The sequence below is a fragment of the Catellatospora aurea genome, assembly GCF_042663325.1.
Lineage (GTDB): Bacteria > Actinomycetota > Actinomycetes > Mycobacteriales > Micromonosporaceae > Catellatospora > Catellatospora aurea.
In genome coordinates, this window is sequence record NZ_JBHTAC010000058.1 from 1 (window position 1) to 18,301 (window position 18,301).

17 protein-coding genes are annotated in these 18,301 nt (G+C 67.1%); 3 read left to right on the top strand and 14 right to left on the bottom strand.

The window, feature by feature from the left end:
* Positions 1–39 precede the first annotated feature (39 nt).
* The 8 genes from ACFQO7_RS33975 to ACFQO7_RS34010 all read right to left on the bottom strand — a co-directional run bounded on the left by ACFQO7_RS33975 (position 40) and on the right by ACFQO7_RS34010 (position 8,053).
* The gene (locus tag ACFQO7_RS33975; RefSeq protein ID WP_376810221.1) at positions 40–975 is read right to left on the bottom strand and encodes a PA domain-containing protein; all 936 of its coding nucleotides are present in this window, start codon (positions 973–975) and stop codon (positions 40–42) included.
* Between the two features lie 463 nt (positions 976–1,438).
* Positions 1,439–2,155, bottom strand: coding sequence for a hypothetical protein (locus ACFQO7_RS33980; protein WP_376810222.1), 717 nt, complete (start codon positions 2,153–2,155; stop codon positions 1,439–1,441).
* Between the two features lie 129 nt (positions 2,156–2,284).
* The gene (locus ACFQO7_RS33985) at positions 2,285–2,734 is read right to left on the bottom strand and encodes a cytochrome P450 (protein ID WP_376810223.1); all 450 of its coding nucleotides are present in this window, start codon (positions 2,732–2,734) and stop codon (positions 2,285–2,287) included.
* The gene (locus ACFQO7_RS33990) at positions 2,662–3,315 is read right to left on the bottom strand and encodes a cytochrome P450 family protein (RefSeq protein ID WP_376810224.1); all 654 of its coding nucleotides are present in this window, start codon (positions 3,313–3,315) and stop codon (positions 2,662–2,664) included. Before ACFQO7_RS33990 ends, ACFQO7_RS33985 begins: the two co-directional genes overlap by 73 nt.
* A 292-nt stretch (positions 3,316–3,607) precedes the next feature.
* Positions 3,608–4,126: a hypothetical protein gene (locus ACFQO7_RS33995; RefSeq protein ID WP_376810225.1), complete on the bottom strand. Its 519-nt coding sequence runs from the start codon at positions 4,124–4,126 to the stop codon at positions 3,608–3,610.
* A gap of 1,082 nt (positions 4,127–5,208) precedes the next feature.
* Positions 5,209–6,057: a tetratricopeptide repeat protein gene (locus ACFQO7_RS34000; protein ID WP_376810226.1), complete on the bottom strand. Its 849-nt coding sequence runs from the start codon at positions 6,055–6,057 to the stop codon at positions 5,209–5,211.
* 282 nt (positions 6,058–6,339) lie between these two features.
* Positions 6,340–7,275 carry a hypothetical protein gene (locus ACFQO7_RS34005; RefSeq protein ID WP_376810227.1) on the bottom strand — a complete coding sequence of 312 codons (936 nt, stop codon included), beginning with the start codon at positions 7,273–7,275 and terminating at the stop codon, positions 6,340–6,342.
* A gap of 79 nt (positions 7,276–7,354) precedes the next feature.
* Complete coding sequence (locus tag ACFQO7_RS34010; RefSeq protein WP_376810228.1) at positions 7,355–8,053, bottom strand: FadR/GntR family transcriptional regulator; 699 nt, start codon at positions 8,051–8,053, stop codon at positions 7,355–7,357.
* A gap of 265 nt (positions 8,054–8,318) precedes the next feature.
* Here ACFQO7_RS34010 and ACFQO7_RS34015 point away from each other — a divergent pair, with 265 nt between their 5' ends.
* The 3 genes from ACFQO7_RS34015 to ACFQO7_RS34025 are packed head-to-tail and all read left to right on the top strand — an operon-like array spanning position 8,319 to position 11,109.
* Positions 8,319–8,900 (top strand): hypothetical protein, encoded by a 582-nt coding sequence (locus tag ACFQO7_RS34015; RefSeq protein ID WP_376810229.1) that lies wholly within the window; start codon positions 8,319–8,321, stop codon positions 8,898–8,900.
* 17 nt (positions 8,901–8,917) lie between these two features.
* A complete protein-coding gene (locus ACFQO7_RS34020) occupies positions 8,918–9,529 on the top strand; it encodes a DUF5987 family protein (RefSeq protein WP_376810230.1) in 612 nt (203 codons plus the stop codon).
* The gene (locus ACFQO7_RS34025; protein ID WP_376810259.1) at positions 9,526–11,109 is read left to right on the top strand and encodes a GMC family oxidoreductase N-terminal domain-containing protein; all 1,584 of its coding nucleotides are present in this window, start codon (positions 9,526–9,528) and stop codon (positions 11,107–11,109) included. The genes ACFQO7_RS34020 and ACFQO7_RS34025 overlap by 4 nt, the downstream gene beginning before the upstream one ends.
* 182 nt (positions 11,110–11,291) lie before the next feature.
* On the opposite strand, the gene ACFQO7_RS34030 is transcribed toward ACFQO7_RS34025, so the two are convergent.
* From ACFQO7_RS34030 to ACFQO7_RS34055, 6 genes are all read right to left on the bottom strand, one after another.
* On the bottom strand, positions 11,292–11,876 hold the full coding sequence (locus tag ACFQO7_RS34030) for a DUF6892 domain-containing protein (RefSeq protein ID WP_376810231.1): 585 nt from the start codon (positions 11,874–11,876) through the stop codon (positions 11,292–11,294).
* Between the two features lie 294 nt (positions 11,877–12,170).
* Positions 12,171–12,812: a DUF4241 domain-containing protein gene (locus ACFQO7_RS34035; protein WP_376810232.1), complete on the bottom strand. Its 642-nt coding sequence runs from the start codon at positions 12,810–12,812 to the stop codon at positions 12,171–12,173.
* Between the two features lie 266 nt (positions 12,813–13,078).
* On the bottom strand, positions 13,079–13,591 hold the full coding sequence (locus ACFQO7_RS34040; protein ID WP_376810233.1) for a GNAT family N-acetyltransferase: 513 nt from the start codon (positions 13,589–13,591) through the stop codon (positions 13,079–13,081).
* 268 nt (positions 13,592–13,859) lie between these two features.
* On the bottom strand, positions 13,860–14,186 hold the full coding sequence (locus tag ACFQO7_RS34045; protein ID WP_376810234.1) for a PadR family transcriptional regulator: 327 nt from the start codon (positions 14,184–14,186) through the stop codon (positions 13,860–13,862).
* A gap of 59 nt (positions 14,187–14,245) precedes the next feature.
* The gene (locus ACFQO7_RS34050; RefSeq protein ID WP_376810235.1) at positions 14,246–17,413 is read right to left on the bottom strand and encodes a S8 family peptidase; all 3,168 of its coding nucleotides are present in this window, start codon (positions 17,411–17,413) and stop codon (positions 14,246–14,248) included.
* A 289-nt stretch (positions 17,414–17,702) separates the two neighbouring features.
* Positions 17,703–18,017, bottom strand: coding sequence for a PadR family transcriptional regulator (locus ACFQO7_RS34055; protein WP_376810236.1), 315 nt, complete (start codon positions 18,015–18,017; stop codon positions 17,703–17,705).
* Positions 18,018–18,301 lie beyond the last annotated feature (284 nt).

The window sequence follows — 18,301 nt, forward strand, 5'->3', positions numbered from 1 at the left end:
CATCATCAAGCTAGTCGACCTCAATCCAAGATCTATTACTCATGAAAGACCGAGGTTAGTGGTGCGCTGGGAGGCAAGCTGCAGTGCCGCCTCCAAAACCGCCCCGACGCCGGAGCCGTTGTCCTGGATACCTGGACCAGCGATGTCGCTGTCGAGGTGCGCGCCGAGAGCGACGACCTTGTCGGGGTCACCGAAGGGGTGATCGGCGATGACGTTGTGGGTCACGCGCTGAGGGTCGCCCTCCGTCGCGGTCTGGACGCGGGCGACCGTTCCCGCCGCAGCAAGCTCCTGGCCTACGGCGAAGGCAGTTCCCACGACAGGAATGTCGGCAGGAACGCTGACCGAACCGAAAAGCACGCCGTCTCGGCCGGGCTGACCCTCATTAAAGATAATCACTGCCGAGGCTCCGGCTGCCTTGGCGTTGCTCACCTTGTCCCGATAGTCGCAGGTGCCGCGCTGGAGCAGGGCGACATTGCCCGAAATGAATCCGGCGAAGTCGCTCGATTCACATCCCGAGGTGGAACTGGGCACCGGGGTCGGCGGCAGAACAAGATCCACTCCCTGGATGGTCCCGGTGACATCACCCGAGCCCGAGAACTCCATGGTCAAGAAGTCTGCGTCTTCGACATAGGTCTTGGGATTGGGGTAGACCCGGCTGAGGCCCGGCCGCTCAAGCTCGCGGAAGAACGGGAACTCGAACTGCTGAAGCGTTACCTGATAACCCGCCCCGCGAAGCTTGTCAGCGACATAGTCCACGGATCGGTCATAGCCCGGGGTGCCCGACGAGCGGGTCCCGCCATTAGCATCGGCAATCTCCTGCAGCTTCTGCAGGTGCCGCTTCACCAGGGGAAGCGCAGCGCTGTTGGCGAACTTGCCGGGCTCAGGCCCCGCGCTCGCCGGCACCGCGGAGACAAGCGGAATGACAAGGGCAACGGCAACAGTCGCCGCAAGCCCCCGATACGTGCGATGGCGCATGAATCTCCTCACAGACTGGGTGTTCTTCGCCCCTCCACGGGGGCACCTACGATCCGCCGGTTCGGCGGCTATCAAGAGTTGTCGGCCCAGATCTCACCCAGCCACGCTGGAAGGTGGGCCGTGGAAACATGAGCCTCCAGTCCGCCAGTCGGCAAGGTCAGCGCGGTGTCTAATTTCGACGGTTCTGCCGAGGCGTTCCGCGATGTTCCACTTCCGTACCCCGACGCAGTCTGCGACGAGCGGGTTGCCCGCTGAGCACGAGAAGCTCGTGTCAGCCGAGCCGCTTCCGACGGGATACGACCTCCCCTGGACCGCACACCCGGCAGCACAGCGGCCGTGTGCACGGTCGCTTGACGCTGATCGGCGGTTTCCCTCCGGCATCTCCGGCCCGGCCACCGGCAACGCCGCCGAGCATCCTGGCGCAACGGGCACGCGGCCGAGTACACCGACCAGGCCCTGGACGTCAGCTGGTGATGCCCAGGGCCCCGGTGCGGAGGATGTCGACGGCCACCTTGAGCAGCCGGTGGCACAGGTCGGCCTCGTCCGCCCAGGCTTGTACCACGTCCGGGTCGTCCTCCACCCGCGCATCGAGTTGCGAGAACGGTCCGACGCTGAGGACGCTGCCACCGATCCAGTCGTAGTCCCGGACATCGACGTAACGCAACGCGTATGCCAGCGCAACACTCTCGATACGCAGCCTATGTGCGGAGACGAGGGGGCCGTGCCCGGAGGATTTCCGTACACCGGGAATGACCTCGTCGAAGGGCTGCGGCAACACGATGGTGCCTAACCCGCCCGTGACGGCGATGACATGGTCGAAAGCCAGCCGCCGGTCGGGCATCTCGTTGTAGCGCTGCTCGATGGCGGCGTCGGAGCCCTGACGGGCGGACGGCACGGTGCCGTGGACCGCGAGGTGCTGGGCGAACGCGGCGAGCCGCTGATATTTCTCCGACCCGTAGAAGCCAAGCCGGACGCCGAGCAGGCAGGGGTCTGCCTCCCGTTCCAGCGGCGGGTCGATTTCGGCGAGCACGCGAGGCTCGCAATGCTCCGGGAGGCCGAGACCGCGCAACGTCTCGCTGATCCCGGTGAGAAGCTGTTCCCGGGTGCCCGGTGCGAGCAGGTCCTCACCCTCGGCACAGAGGAACATCCCCACGTTCACATCAAAGGCCACATCGACCACCGGCCTTCACGAAGGCCGCCAGCAGCGCCGCCGCGATCGTGACAGCCACCAGGCGAGGCAACCTCCGCCGCCGACCAGGTCGGGCTTGCTCTGGCTGAGCGGACACCGTAGCAGCGCTACGAGGGAGTGTCATCGTTCCGCTCGCAGATCATGCCTGGGACCGTGCATGTACCGTTCATTACACCTGCTGGTCTCGGGGTGGGCGTCGTGCGCTGCGATGCAAGGCGTCCATGCCGCTGCCCGACGGTGCGACTTGTTCCAGACGACCGGCAGGCGTGCGACCGACCGAAAGGCGGTCTGCCTCTCGACGAGATCGACGATGTCTCCGGGCCAGTCGAGCCTGACGTCGGGCAGAGCACCATACAGTTGCTCGAGGATGGTCTCGAACAGCATCTCTGTACCTCGGCCGAGGCAGTGATGAATTCCGTGGCCGAATGCCAGGTGGCGCTTATCGGATCTTCTGGCGTCGAACTCATCGGGTCGATCGAATTCTCTTCGGTCACGGCTCACGGAGGCAATGCTGACATAAACATGATCGCCCTCATTGACCTGCACACCTCCCAGCAGACAACTACCCACAGCAATCCGCTGACTGCCGGCACCACGGCGAGCAGGCGAGTCATCTCTTGAACCAGAGCTTTGGCAGAGAACAACTCAACCGGCCGCCGATCGGCCAGCAGCGCGAGAAGACCGAGCCCGATCAGGCTGTTGGTCGAGTCGTATCCCGCGACGGCTAGGCTTGCCACCGTCGAAGCCAACTCATCCTCGGTGTGAACATCGCGTGACCGAAGGTTGTTGATCAACGTCCTGTGATCGCGCTCAAGATCGCGCTTGACGACAGTTCGGCATAGTTCGAGCATTTCAGCGCCGGCCCGGCGTTTGTCGTCGGCGCCGGCGATCCTGGACCGGAAAACGTCCGTCAGTCCATCGAATCTGGCTTGCGAGGAGGACGGCAATCCGGGCAGGAGACTCGTCAATCCGTACACGGCAGGTTTCACCAGGGATCCGATGATGTCGGCAGGTTGCTCCGCGTACGCGATGTCGCTGAGCAGGGATGCCACGAGCCGCCCGCACTCGGGCCGCAGCGCGGAGACACGATCGGCACGGAATTCCGGTGCCACGGCAGCTCGCATCCGGGTGTGCGAAGGCGGATCCGACATCGTGAAATTGTGGAGGCCGTCAGGAGCGCCGGGATTCGGAAGGTCTGAGCTGAATCGGTCAGGGCTGTTCAATACCTCTTTGCATTCTCGGTATCCCGTGACGACGCACATCTGCTCGTCGTGCCGGAAAACCGCGCCTTTTCGGGCGCGCCTGACCTCGGGCGAGGGGAGGTGCGTGATTTGCGAAGGAGACGTCATTATCGACTGACTCGCTAACTCTCGTAAATTCGGGCTTCGGCGCTCTATGCCCTCCGCGGAGCACGACCCCTAGTCGTGCCGCGGCGGCGCTGCGCTAGGGGCTGCGCATGACCAGCGGCGGCAGGCGGCAAAACGATTTGTCGAACAGGCAGAAGGGGCGCGCGGCGGCGACGAAGTCGCCGACGCCTGCGAACCCGCGTTCCAGCACAGCATCCTCCAGATCGCCTCGCCCCCATCGAATCGCGAACCAGTCGATGATGTTGCCTGCCCTTATGCGACCGAATTCGAGCGACGGGTCTCTGCGCCGGAGAGCTGCGTTGAAATCGAGGCACAGAAGCAATCGCTCGTACACGACGGCATGAACGCCGTGCGCCTGGATGGCTCTGAGAAAAGGGTCTTCGAAAGCTGGAAGATCGTCTGGGAACAGTGCGCGACAGGCCGCCCTCGCGGTGCGCTGCGCGTCCGGCAGGGACCGCTCGGAAGCGGTGCACCAGCGGTCCAAACCCACGTCGGTGTCGGAGCCGTTGCCGAGCAACCCCCTGTCTCGCAGCCGATGCACCAGCGCGACGTCGTCCGATGCGCCACCACCTGCAGTCAGGGCCTGTAGCCGCACTCGCTCTGCGCCAGCAGAGGGGTGACCCCCTTGCCCTGAGACACGGACAACGTCCGGGCGTTGGGCCGCACTGCCTGAAAGACCGGGATGCTGATCCTGTCCAGCCTGGTCAGATCGGCGATGCGAGCGACCCCTCAAAGCGGCAACACCGACCGTATGCGACCCCATGTCTGCTCCGCGACGGCCGCGCGGTGCGTTTCAGGAACCCGCTGCATCTCCGAACTCAGAACAAGGTCGGTCTCGGCGGACATGTAAGCCCTACCTCCCTTCGACAGGTAAGAGCGATCGATGCCGCGAACCTGCGGCGACTCACCGGTTACAGTGCGTCACAGGGCCGGAGTAGTGCCCCCAGTGCGGTGTGCGAGCCCGCTACGGCCGCGCACACCGCACGCGGTGATCAGCCGGTCTACTGGTCGGCCAGCAGGACTTCGTTGTGGTTCAGGACGATCGCCGAGTAGTGGATGGCCTCTGCGTCGGCATCCATCTCAACCTCGATGTCGATGTCGTCGATGGCGGATTCGTTCATGTCGTTACACCTCCTGGATTCGATCGGCGGACCAGGGCGGGCATTGCAGTGCGCTCCGGCGACGTATCCAAGCGCGAGCTATCCGGGCCGGTAGGTCAGCAGTCCCTGATCTCCTGCTTGGACCAGGCGGGTTGGTCGGCGCATCGCGTGGATGTCCACCAGGCGGGCGACGTTGTCAGAGAAGAACCTGGTTGTGGTTGTCTCCACAACCGAAGCCGCATATCAGCGAGAGGTTCGAGGCTTGGACTGGAGTGGTCGACACGTCGCTCCCGTTGACTGCGGCCACGACACCACCCACCACCAGCAGGCCGACTGCCACGGCGCGCTTAAGCGCGCTATTGACAGTCTCGGGATTGATTCGCCCGTTCTGCACGGATGACTCGCTTTCATGAGTTGGGTCAACGAGCTATGGCGTGAGGCACGGAACCTCGCAACCAAACCGTTCCACGGCGTTCCATATCAGGCCGTGCCGCGCGTCATGTACTGACGTCGGGCTCACCGCTCCATAATCGACGCGCTGCGCGCTCGGGCGAACCGTGCGGTGTGCGATGTGGGCTCAGCGGCTGAGCGCGTCTCGGCAGGCCGCCAGCGTCGGGTGATCGTCCGTCACCCGCGAGCCAAGGATGTCGACGGCTCGGCGGAAGCGTCGCTTGGCGGCACGGCTTCGGCCTAGGTTCTGCAGGCAACGGCCCAAGTTGTACAAGGTGATGGCCAGGTCCGGGTGCCTGCGTCCGAGTGACGCTCGTTTCAGGGCGTACGCTCGGCTCAAGGTGTCCACCGCCGTGGCGTGTTCTCCGGCACGGGCCTGCAGCGAGCCCAGGTTGTGCAGCGTGACGGCGATCTCGTACCGGTCCGGTGTGGGCACGTTCTCATAGGCTGCCAGCACTTCGCTCAGGATGGCTTGCGCCTCGGTGAGCCGATCCAGGTCGATGAGGATGGCGGCCCACGCCGCGCGGTCTCGCGCCAGAGCTTCCTGGTTCACCTCGGTCATGGCCGAGCGCACCGCGATGCCGCGCCGTGCCAGCGGCTCCGCCGACGACGCGTCGCCCCGGGCGTGGGCCAGGCCGGCGATGTTGTGCAGAAGCGAGGCGAGATCGGCAGTCGCGGCTGGACCTTGGGCTTCCTCGATGCTCAGCGCACGCCGATAGACCTGCTCGGCTTCGTCGAAGTACCCGCTGTACTTGCAGAGTATGCCCAACTCGTTAAGCGCCACGACAAGCTCGTGAGCGTCGGCACCGAGCCAGCTCTCACCCTCGGTGATGGCTTGACGAAGGCATTCCGCCGCGGCCGGGTAGTCACCGGCTTTCTGCAGCGCCCGTGCGCGGGCAACCCGGCTCGCCAACTCGCCGCGGTATGTCGGCACCAGCCGACGTTCCCTCGGGTCGACCTCCCACGACGGCTTCATGGCCGAGGCGCCTGGTCGTGCCCAGCGCTCCACTTGATAAGCCCATGGTCGTCGGAGGATGCCACCCGCCGCACCCGGGTCCGGGGTGATCGGTCCGGGCTGACGGCAGCAGTCCTCCCCGCCCTAGCTGTCACGGCGAAGGCTGCAGCCGAGGGTCCGGCGTGGCATGTGCGGCTGTGCCCGCTCATCTGAAAAGAGTCCTTCCCGCCCGGAAGCAGCGTCGGCCGACGCCCGGTCAGCCGATGTGAAGGCGTGACACCTCGTTCCGCGGGGACGGCGGCTTCAACGCATGCCAACCTCGGCGTGCGCAGTTCCCTGGAGGCGCCAGTGGCGCGCGGTGTGCCACGCGCCCTCACGCCGCTGCTCCAGTAGGATCTCCGCGTCGGCGACCTCGGAGTTGTGACATGTGCACACGCTGCCGTCCGGGTCGGTCAACGGCACGCTGATGGTGCGGTCGGCGGGCTGGTGCACGTTCACGGCGATGCGGTAGCGGTCGAGTCGGCCGGCGACACGCCAGCGAGGTAGTTCGATGGTGGATCTGAGCCGCAGCGCACCGATCAGCGGGTCCGCGGCGGACAGGTCCTGTCCGTCAAGCCGCAGCCGCAAAAGCGGCAGCGTGGGGAGGCTGCGCCAGCCACGGTGCTTCGCGACCGCGGCGACGATCTCCAACACGTCTCCGTTGCCGAGGTCGGCGTGCAGCCAAGCCCAGCGCTGGGCCATGCCACGTCCGTAGATGTGACCGGTGGCGCCGGGAGCGGCGTCGAACCGCCAAAGCCGGTCACCCACCCGCACCTCCCCGTCATGCCGGGCGGAGGGAGCGGGCACGATCTGGGTGGTCGGCAGCAGTCCGCGCTCCCACGCCCAGCGAGGAAAGGTGTACAGCGTGGAGGTCGGGTCCTGCCAGGTCATGTTCCAGGAAACATCGCCGGCGCTGCCCGCGAAGGAGCTGTCGGTCATGACGATGTCCGGTCGGTGGTACACCGCCGGCGGATGAGGCGTCTGCCAGCGGGTCGGGTCGAACCGGCGCAGCACGGGTGGTTCGCCGGGCGGGAAGACCCCCACCAGGCCGTGCGCGATCGGGGCAGCGCCGTCGGTCGGGGCGGTGAGCTCGTGATGCAGCCAGATGCCGGTGCCGGTGGCCGGATCGGTGATGGTCGTGTACCAGATCTCCGCTCGACCGGCCTGACCTCGCCAGCGGGTGGAGAGTGTTTCACGCATGTGGGAGCCTTTCGTGATTCGACGCGGCGATGCAGCCCACGTCGGCCGTGACCTGGCGTGACCGGGTGTTGCGAAGACCTCAGATCTCGCCGAGCATCAGTCGTCGGGTCTGCTCGAGGTATCGCGCGGCCGCGGCGCGCGCCGCCGTGGCGTCGCCCGCACTGACGGCGGCGAGCAGGGGGGTGAGCCTGTGGCCAGCGGCGACGGGATCGACGAACGGGGCCTGGAAGAGGTAGCGCACCTCCAGGTAGGTGTGCATCAGCGAGTTCACCATCAGCACGTATACGCGATTTCCGGACGCTTCGGCCAGCATGCGGTGCAGTTCGGACTCGGCGATCTGGGCGCTGTCGGCGTCGGGAGCCGCACCGACGGCCGCATGTTGGTCGTGAAGCTTCTGCAGATCTGCGGCAGTGCGGCGTTGGGCAGCCAGAGCAGTGATGCGCGTGCCGATGTCCGCACGAACCTCGAAGATCTCGTCGAGCCAGCCGACATCGGGTCCGGCTGGGTCGTTCAGGCTGTGCGAGAGCAGCAGTGGCAGCAGTTCAGGGCCGCCTCTGCGGCGGTAGTCCAGCACGGCCGTGCCGACACCGTGCCGGGTCTCGACCAGGCCGGCCTGTGCGAGCCGGACGAGGGCATGCTTGAGCGTGGTGCGGGTGACGCCGTAGCCGGCGGCCAGCTCCCGCTCCGCCGGCAGCATGCTGCCGGGTGGATACCGCAGCGTGAGGATGTCGTCGCGGATCCTGGTGACGAGGGCGTCGACGAGCGAGTCGCGAGCCACGGGAGTCACTGACACGGCTCACTCCATCTGCTTTCAGTGGCTCATCCACTGCACAGATCGGACTGTGCCATAGACCGGGTTCAGGTGCAAGGCCCCGGCTGCCCAGGGCACGATCAGGTCGTGCAGCTGGGCACTTCCTGCTTCAAAGATCGCACTCCGTCAACTCGTTGACAGTGGCGTACCGGCTCTGCTCTCCTAATGTGGCTGAGCCACTGATCCAAATTGGTGGCTCACGCATCCCCTCCGCTCGTCCGGAAGGCCACCCATGCGCCGTACGACAACCACCATCCTCATCGCGCTGATGCTGCTGTCAGCCGCTGCCCCGGCACAGGCGGACCCAGCGGCCCAGACCGTCACCGGCGGTTACACCCCGCCGCCCTTCGGCCCCACCTGCGAGATCCATCGCTTCGGCGAGGGTGAGCGCCCTCCACTGTCACTCTGGCTGCACGATCCGTTATGTGTCGAGTACTCCAAGCGCGACATCACCTTCGACAACGGCGACGCGTTGACGTTCCTGCTCGCCGAGCCGTCCCGGCTCGTTCTCGCGGGCCCGGCATGCCGCTACTGGCAGCAGGACCACTGGAGTGTCCAGGTCTCCGAGGGCGCCACCGCGCTGGTCGCGTGGGACGGCAACTACTGGTTCGACAAGAAACTGCGCACCGCCGCGGTACACCTGGCGAATTTCCGCGTCAACGGACACACCGCGGGCGTGGGCGATGTCGTCGTGGCTCTGGCACCGCAGTTCCCGCAGTTGGCACAGGCGCTGGCAGCGTACGGAACCGAACACGGCGAGAGCGGCGTGTCCGTCGCGCTGCCGTACAGCCTGTGGTGCGACCTGCGGCTATGATGGACCGCCGTAGCCTGTTGGCCGCGCTGCTCGCGGCCGTGGCCTCACCGGCCGGCATCCCTGCCAGCCCGGCCCACGCGACATGGTCGTCCACCATCGACACCCTGACGGCCTTCACCGACACGCTGATTCCGGGCGCGAAACGTTTCCCCGGCGACACGGCCGTCGCCGGGGAGGCGCCCGGCCCGGGCGGGGCTGACTCGGGCTTCATCGCACTGCTCACCGATCAGCGGACCGGCACCGGGCCGTTTCTCGACGCCATCGCCACGACCCTCAACACCCGAGCGCTCGGCTACGCGATCTCGCACGGGATCTGGATACCCCCTTTCGTGCCGCCGTTCGTCGCGCTCGCCTTTCGCCATCGCAGCGCTGTCGTCGCGGGCCTATTCGAGCCCGACCAGCCGGACCGGGACCTGTGGTCCGTGATGGTCCTGCTGTCCGGAATCGCCTTCGACGCCGCGGCCCACCTGCCCACCGCGGCTGCAGTCATCAGCGGTCACCCGGGCCTCACCTACCTGCGATTTCCGGAGCCCGATCCCGACGGGCTATGGCGCCACCCCACCTACTCATACCGGAGATCCCTGGCCACCGCACATCCCCAGACCACCGCGGAGGGCAATCCGTCATGACCGTCGAGACCAGCGACGTCGTCGTCATCGGCTCCGGATTCGGCGGAGCGATCCCCGCCTATTACGCTGCCGCAGCAGGCGCCCGCACCGTCATCCTCGAACGCGGCCCCCACCTGACGACCGCCGACTTCACCCACGACATGCAACTCGGCTCCCTGACCCGAATCGTCGACGCGATCAAGGGCGACGGCATGACCGTGATCGCCGGCAACTGCGTCGGAGGATCGAGCGTCGTGTACTTCGGGGCCTCGCTACGTGCTCCGTCTTTCGCCTTCGAACGCACGAACGGCAGCGGCCGTCGGCTGTGGCCGACCGTGATCACACGTCCGAGCCTCGACCCTTACTACCAGCGGATCGAGGACGCACTACCTGTCATGCAGCAATCCTGGGACGACGTGTCCTACTCCGGCGGGCTGTTCGCCGCGGCGTGTGCGCACACCGGCCACACCGCCAACCTGGTCCCTGTCGCCGTGGACCTGCCGCGCTGCACCAACTGCAACTGGATGCTCTCCGGTTGCCGGTTCGGCGCCAAGCGGTCGATGCTGCTCAACTACCTGCCCGCCGCAGTCACAGAAGGCGCACAGATCCGCCCCCTGCACGAGGTCCAGACCATCTCGCCCGCACTGACCCCGGGATACCGGTACCGCATCACGTACACGACAGTCGATGCCACTGACTATCGGATCGTGACCTCCACCGGGTGCATCGAGACCCGCCTGGTCGTCATGGGCGCGGGTGCGATCGGCACCCCCGTCATCCTGCGGCGATCAGCACTGCTACTGGGTGGAGTACCCGCCGCCGTCGGCAGGCATCTGTCCGGGAACGGCGACCGGGTGAGCGTCGCCATCGTCGACGAGGACACGGCGGGCAGTGTGCTCGGACTTCAGCGTGACTCCACCAGCACCTACGAAGCACATCACATCGGCAAGGCCATCAACACCATGACGTACGACTACCTCGATCCCGACCGGCCGGAACACCAACGGTTCAGCATCCAGCAGTTGTCCTTCCCCGCGATCACGAACGTGCTCGCGGCAGTGCCCGGCTGGTACGGCGTGGACAAGAAGCAGATCCGCGCCAGGTGGCGGTCCTGGCTGACCATCCTCGCCATGACCGAGGACGCCGGCGAGGGGCAATTCGGCACGCCGCCCCTGCTCGGCTCGTTCAGCCGTGTCGGGCACGGTTTGGGCCTCGGCAGCTTCAGCTACCACGCCGGGCCGGCCACACGGGCAGGTTGGGCCAGTTCCGACGCTGCCGTCAAGACCATCGCCGAGACCGGCGGCATCGCGAAGGTGCAGCCTTGGACGGCGGCCTTCGCCGGAGCCGTCAGCGCTCATCCCCTCGGCAGCTGCCGACTCGGTGACGATCCCGGAACGTCTGCGGTGACCGCGGACCATCTCCTGCGCGGGCATCCCGACCTGTACGTCACCGATGGATCTGCCGTTCCTGCCGCGCTCACGGTGAACCCGTCCTTGACGATCGCCGCGCTCGCGGAGCGAGCGAGCACCCGCATCGTGGAACGCCTGGCTGCTCTCGGCGTGGCAAGCCGCAGGGCCGTCCCCGTTCCTAGCGCCCGTTGAATGCCCTGGCCAGGGGCGACTCCTGACGGGTCGGAGCGGCCGATACGGTGGCAGCGCAATCATGACGATAACCACGGCTTCGACCGGACCAGCACCGCGTGGTGGCTCGTGATCACTCGTGGTGCGCCGATGCAACCGGCAGAGGTGCGTTCTGTGGGCAACGCACCTCTGCCGGGATGAGATCAGCTGTGCCTACGGTGGCGGACCGTCACACCGCGGGCCTCCAGGCGGGCCGGGACCACGGGATCGTCGAGGTGCGCCAGGGTGACGTCCAGGGCGCGTAACGCCGGCAGCGACTCCAGCGCCGCCGACCCGGTGCAAGCGCCGGTCAGCACCAGGTCCGACAACTGCGGGTGGCCGGCCAGCGGGGTCAGGTCCAGCGGCTCCGGGTGATAGCCGTGGCCGTCAAGATTCAGCGACCGCAGCCCTGACAGCGACTGGATCCCCTCCAGCGATATCACGTTGTAGTCGTCGGACTCACCGCCGGTGTCGATGTCCAGGGTCTGCTCGACAAGCATGTAGATGTCGTTGCCGCCGTCGAAGCCCAAGTGGGCGATCGCCGAAGCCTCGGCGGACGGCACTGCGACGGCGTGCAGCAGGTTCAGCGACGCCGCCAGGCGCGGGCCCGGGCCCGGGTAGCCGTCAGCCGGGCCGTCCGGGCCGGTCGACTCGATGAGCGCTCTGAGCTCGCCGACGACCTCCTCGCTGTCCAGTAAGGCGTTCAGGACGCCCAGGTGCAGGCCGCGGTCGGCGAAGATGATGGTCACGCGCTCGACCGTATCGTGTTTGCCGGGCTCACTCCCCCACGTCCGGGCAAATTTCCGTGACAACCTGCACCACTCATCGATCAAGACTTGACTGTTCTCCGAATAGGCCGGCAGATGTCGCTCTTCGTAGACCCGGATCAGCGCCCCCTTCGACTGGCAGGCGTCCGGAGCCGTCGATTCGTGGATGCCTCCAGCGGTGCCGGTTCGAGGTCAGACATCCCCATTTGTCACCGGCGCGATGCGATTCGAATGGGGAGGTGCGTCGGGCGCGCGATGATGACTCGCATACACCGTTCAGGTCGGGATTATCGCTGGCGGCTCGGCGATTCTCGTCCGTGGCAGCCCGAAATCCGTGAGCAGGCAGATGAGGCGATTGTCGGTGTCGAGCCCGACCCAGGTGGCGTAATGCCCGTCACCCGGTCCGGAAACGAACGTCACGAGGTTGTACCCCAATGGGTTATGTATCGTCACGGCGCCGTCGTCCGGCAGGAGAGAACCGATCAGGTGACCGTCAGAGGCATTCTCATCGAACAGCAGATCGTCCAGTGCGTCGAGGAACGCCGACTCGTCCAGCGCCTCGCACTCCTCAGCCCACAACAGCGCGCCCTCGGCATCGACGAACGAGCCGAACCCGGAATCCACCGGGTACCCGTACGTCTCGTCCGGTGCCAGGGCGGCGACGTCCTGGCCGGGCAGCACAGCCAGTTCCCACCGCGTTGGGTGCCCGGCAGCGACCATGAGAATGACGGCGGCCATTCCATCGACGCCTACCACGGGGTGATCCCCGTTCGGTATCTCAACGGTGAACGCGGGGCGCCGTGTATGAGTCGGGTCGGCCGCGACGACACCACCGGACCGCACCCGTAGGGTTGCGACCTGCTCTTGGCTGAAGCCGTCGCCGGCGAAGGCACGGTCCAACACGGTTGGGTCGATCATGCGTGGCAGGCTACCACCGGATCTGACCGACGTGGATGGGCTCGACGTGGCAAACCCAGTCGAGTAGCAGTAGCCGATTGCACTGCTGACGCCACCTGTGGACCTCTCGATCCCGCAGAGGCTTCGCAACCAGCCAGTCCCAGAGCCGGCCTGCATAGCGCGGACACCGCCCGACCGCCCACCAACCCCACCTACATGCGCAAGGGAACCAATGGCTGATCGTCTTCAATTTCGTACACATCATCTGAGCAGGGCTAAGAGATCTCTCAGTTGAAGTGCGCGACACCTGCGTCCATCTGTAGCCAGTGATGGCGAGCGTCGTACCGGTGATGCAGGACCTCACCGGTGAGCGCGAAACCGTTCCTGCTGTAGAAACTGAGCGCGCGGCTGTTGAGAGGGTGTACGTACAGCACGATCCTGCTGCCGGGCACGGTCCTGGCGATGTGTTGCCGCACGGCGTCCAACAGCAGCCTGCCGAGACCGAGTCGCTGTCCGCGCAGGCGCGGCGTGATGTACACGCCGACGACTTCCGCGGTCTGCGAGTGACGCCATCTCACACCCGCCATGCCGACCGCCGCCTCGTGTGCCAGGATGACGAACATCGCCTGGTCGGGCGCTCGGGAGAGAGCCTCCGTGCGATGCCACCAGTCGACGTCGGTGAGACGCTCGGCTTCGAGCAGCGTCTCGCCGAAGCCGAGCGGGGTGTCCGCAAGCGCTTCCAGGTGTAGGTTCCGAAACATCTGCCAGTCGGTGACCTGCAGGCGGCGAACTGCGTACACATGTCCCTCAGCTGGTTGTCGTGGACCACTCGCCTGCTCGGGCGTTCCGCCGCCGTTCCATCACCGGACCGTGGCGCGGTCGTGTCGGCGTAAACCGCCGGACATCGACCGCGCCACCTACGCCTGAGGCAACCTGGGGGGCGCTATTCCAATCGGGACGCGGCCCGCATGTCGGCCGGGCCTCCATCCGGTGACACCCGGCGTCACCGACGCCGCTCCGGCGTCACTCTCATCGCGGCGCGGGCGAACCGGCTGTCACCAGACTCGTTCATGCGGCGCCTTCCCATTTCGGTGACAGCGCCCGGCGGGCGGTGTGGTTCTGAGCGGGCTTCGCGGCAAGTCGTGCTGCCAACTCCTGGCCGGCATCGGTCAATCGGTAGAGCTGACGCGGTGGTTTTCCGGTGCGCGGACCGTCTTCCCAGCGCCGCTCCAGGTACCCGCGGTCGGCCAGGCGGGCGAGAATCGGGTACAGCGTTCCCGACATCAGCCCGATCTCCTGGGCGATGTCGTAGCCGTACCGGTAGCGGGTCGGGTCGGACCGGAATGCCCGAAGCACGGCGACCGTCTGCGGCGAGGAGTCGGGTTCACGTGGCACACCCATACTCTACATATGTCGAGTATGGGTGTGCCACCGGCCGCGACCGTCACTTCCGCCTACGCCACGTCATACGCTCGCAAGATCGTGACCCGGACGGTATTGCCCTGGTCGTCAGCCGCCGCGGCGCGCAGGGATATCTGGCCTGGTCCTGCCGGGTGCCGGTAGATCGCGATCCAGCTGCCGAACACCTTCGCAACCCGTGCCCGACGCCAGGTCAGGCCGCCGTCGTGCGACACCTCGACGGAATCGACCCGGACGCGGCCCGCCGCACCTGACCGACTGATCACGATGGGAACGACTGCCACACTCGCACGGCGTCCGACGTTTCGGTCATCCACAGGAGCGGCGAAACCCACCGCTGACGCAGGGACCGGCACCACTCCCTCGCCAGCAGACGACATGAAGGTCCATTCGGCCTCGACCCTCGGGGAGAGCCGGCTGCCGCGCTCAGCCACCACCACCAGCCGATACCGCCCCCGGCCCGGCGGAACCTCGAAGGCCGCCGCAACAGCGGGTTGATCGCCGATCAACACCCCGTCCCGGTACAGGGCCGCGCTGCCCGCCAGGAAGGCCGAGCCATGATGGCCATCCCCGTCGCCCGTCATCGACGGGCGCACCACCAGCAGGTCACCTACACGCTGGATGGGGGGTGTGCCGAGCTCGTCGGGCATCATGGTCGGGCCGGAAACGGCGCGGTTCCAATGTTCGCGCGTGACGCCTCCGGCCCGATGATCGGTGCGGGCGCCGATCAGCGACGTGTCGTTGCCCATCGTCGCGTCGACGAACACCGACTGCCAGGGTGCATCCCCGGAGAAGTGCTCCGTGCGTCGCAGGGGAAGCGGGAAGCCCTGCGACAGGGTGTCGTGCGGCACGTCGTCGGCAAAACGCAGGAAGTTCGACCGAAAGCCCACCGCGTCATCGGCCGCGGCGCCGCGCTTGGCATAGGTGCTGTGCACCGTCGCCACGTCGCCCGCGCCGATGCGCGCTGTCAGGCCCTCCATCGCAGTGCCGGTCGAATGCCGTCCGACATGGTAGTAGTACGGAGACGTTCCGAACTCGCCGTTCCGGTCGGGCTTGCCGAAGGTCAGCACAGCCGCCGAGTGGAGTCCGTCCACCTCGCGGGGACCGAGTTGTGCCGAGTAGAACCGGACGCGCCCGCCGACGACGGTGGCGGCCGCCGAGATCCGCCGCGGGCGGTCGATGACGGTGTAACTGCCGAAGGCGAGCCGTGCTGTCGTATCGGGAACCGTGACGTCGAAAAGCTTTCCCTGCGACGCCGCCCAGATGAGCTCGGTCGGGCCCGCGATCGTCAGCCGAGGGCGGGTCAGCATGGTCAGCGCATCGGGGTCATCACGGCGACCTTCCATGATGCGGCTCCAGGCGAAGTACTCCCCGGCGGGCACGCGCAGTTCACCGCCGTCGCCGAGCACGGAGAACTCCTCACCGGTGCCGGTGTTCGTCAGGACGCTCACCGCCTGGGAGTCGTCGGGCACAGGGGTGCCGTCGCGCTGCGTCATGGTCACCCGCACGGTGTGGGTCGGCTTCTCGCGTACCACGCCGACGGGGGTGTGGACCCGGACACCGCCCTCACCCTGGGCGATGATCCGGACTCCGAGTCCGCCGGAGGCGTCACCGCCGACGCGGGTGTCGGCGCTGACGACGACCGACGTGTCTGCGCCGGCCTGCACCGTGACGGCGGAAGTCGAAAGTGTGAACATCCCCGGCGGTGCGTCACCCGACATCGTGAGGTGGAGCTCGGCCGGGGCGGTGCCGCTGTTGTGGTAGACGATCGTCGCCGAGCGGATCTCGTCGTCCTCGTGCGGATAGGGCTGCATCCCGAAACTCACCACCGGCGGGCTGGCGATCAGCTGCTGGCCAATGGCGCGCCCCGCATCGACCCGGCCGGCGCCCTGGGCGAAGACGCCGACCTGGGGATGCGGCGCGGCCGAGGCCATCAGTGCCGCCTTCAGCTCAGCGGGGCTCCATGTCGGGTGCGCCTGGGCGACGATCGCCGCTGCCGCGGCGGCGTGCGGGGTCGCCATCGACGTGCCCGACAGCGCCGTGTACTGATCACCTTGTTTGCCGAACAGTCCGTCCTTGCTGCGGGCCGCCATGATGGCGACGCCCGGGCCGCTGAGGTCCGGTTTGACGGCGAAGCCGTCGGCGCTCGGACCCCGGCTGGAGAACTCCGCCAGGGTGTCGGTCTTGGTGGTCGCCCCGACTGCGAGCGCCGCGACGGCGCTGGCCGGCGAGTTGAGCGTCCCGTCGCCGCCGCTGTTGCCCGCCGCCGCGACGAACAGGACGCCGTACTGCTCGGTCAACTCGTCGACGGCCCGTTCCAGCGGATCTGTCTCCGGGCCGTTGAAGCCGCCGAGGCTGAGATTGACGACGTCGGCGCCCGATTCGGCTGCCCACTGCATGCCTGCCAGGATCATCGACTCGGCGCATCCCTGCACCACGCACACCTTGCCGTCCAGCAGTCGTGCGCCCGGTGCGACGCCCTTGAAGTCACCGTCCGAGGCCGCGCCGCTGCCGGCGATGATCGATGCCACGTGCGTGCCGTGACCGACCCGGTCGAGATCGTCCTCCATGCCGCCGGTGAAGTTGCGCTGCAGCACCACCCTGTCGGCCAGGTCGGGATGTGCCGTGTCGACGCCGGTGTCCAGCACCGCGACCTTCGTTCCGGTGCCGTCGTATCCGGCAGCCCACGCAGTCGGTGCTCCCACCAGCGGCACACTCACGTCCAGCGTGGGGGTCCGCCAGGCGTCGAGCCAGATCCTTCCCGCCGTGAGACTGTCACGCAGCTGCGGCCAGGTCGCGGCCAGCCGGCTGTCGTCGATCGTCGCGGCGAAACCGCCTACGGCCGGCAGCGTGCCGGTGGCCGCCAACCCGCGCATCGCCGTGTTGCCCTCGATGATCAGCGGGAGGGCACCGGGTCGTCCCGCTGCTGCGCCGAGCAGTTCTGTCACGTCGAACAGGCGCGGGTCGAGCCGCCCGTCGGCCAGCAGTTGCCAGGCGTCGGAAGGGATGACCCGGTGCCGGCCGTCAAGGCGCTGGCTGGTGAAGGTCACCCCGGTCCGGGGGACGATCGTGACGGCGCCGTCCCGGTGCACGTGGACGCGGTCGCCGGTGATCAGGTGTACGAGACGCGATCTCAGGTGCGTCTCGTCTTCCAGGTCTCGTGGCGCGGCCACGGCCGGGGCGGAGGACGCCAGCAGGAGCACGGCAAGTGCTAGCAGTAGGGGGCCTCTGTTTCGCAACATGTCTCCACGTTCGATGATGAGCATTGGCCAGGAAGCATCAGCACCGCGTGATCTCTTCGCTCCGCCGGATTCTCGGCGGCCGGTGACTGAGCTGTATGTCACGCCGGTCGCCCGGGGCGCGCCTCGGCGGGTGTCCGATGCAGACATGGCTCGCGGGGCCGCCCTCCCTCGTCGGGCGTCCCGGCAAGCCTCATGTGGGTTCAGCCGCCGTCGGTGCAGTTGGGCGGCTTCGGCCAAGCCTCGGTCGGCGTCAGGCCGTGGCCAGCCGTCGCAGGCCGGTGGCGGCCAGCGTGCGCAGCCGCTGCAACTCCAGGTGCAGAGCGGTGCGGCCTTCCTCGGTGAGCTCGTACGGCTTGCGTCGCTCCTGTTCGGGAAGCGCTCGGATGAGTCCTCGCTCCTCCAGACGCCGTATCGCCCCGTAGAGTGTGCCCGGCCCTGGCCGCTCATGGGACATTTCTGCGATGTCGTCCTGGACGGCGTATCCATGCTTCGGCCCACTCGCCAAGCTGATCATGACCATGACAGCCGGCTCGGAGAACCTCCCGAGCTCGCCCAGACCCGACATCCCACGACTCCTTACTACGGCTCACGTAGTATCGCAGGATGTAGTACAACGGTGTCAAGTGATCCGCGCGCGACACCGATGCCACCTCGGACACACCCCTCCAGGGATGCCTGTCGCTGAATCAGCGCTGATTGCCCACTGACGGCCGCATGACTGGGGTTGCCCAGCCAGGCGACAGGATCGACGATCGGAACCGTGCTCCGATCGTCGATCAAGAAGGTGCTCTCCACCCGCCTGGTTCTATGCCTCGTGGTCGCAGGATCCCTGCTCGCCGGCCTCCAACT

Coding starts and splice junctions, on each gene's coding strand:
- ACFQO7_RS33975 (WP_376810221.1), bottom strand. CDS start 975: ATGCGCCATCGCACGTATCGGGGGCTTGCGGCGACTGTTGCCGTTGCC.
- ACFQO7_RS33990 (WP_376810224.1), bottom strand. CDS start 3,315: ATGTCGGATCCGCCTTCGCACACCCGGATGCGAGCTGCCGTGGCACCG.
- ACFQO7_RS34000 (WP_376810226.1), bottom strand. CDS start 6,057: ATGAAGCCGTCGTGGGAGGTCGACCCGAGGGAACGTCGGCTGGTGCCG.
- ACFQO7_RS34005 (WP_376810227.1), bottom strand. CDS start 7,275: ATGCGTGAAACACTCTCCACCCGCTGGCGAGGTCAGGCCGGTCGAGCG.
- ACFQO7_RS34015 (WP_376810229.1), top strand. CDS start 8,319: ATGCGCCGTACGACAACCACCATCCTCATCGCGCTGATGCTGCTGTCA.
- ACFQO7_RS34025 (WP_376810259.1), top strand. CDS start 9,526: ATGACCGTCGAGACCAGCGACGTCGTCGTCATCGGCTCCGGATTCGGC.
- ACFQO7_RS34035 (WP_376810232.1), bottom strand. CDS start 12,812: ATGATCGACCCAACCGTGTTGGACCGTGCCTTCGCCGGCGACGGCTTC.
- ACFQO7_RS34055 (WP_376810236.1), bottom strand. CDS start 18,017: ATGTCGGGTCTGGGCGAGCTCGGGAGGTTCTCCGAGCCGGCTGTCATG.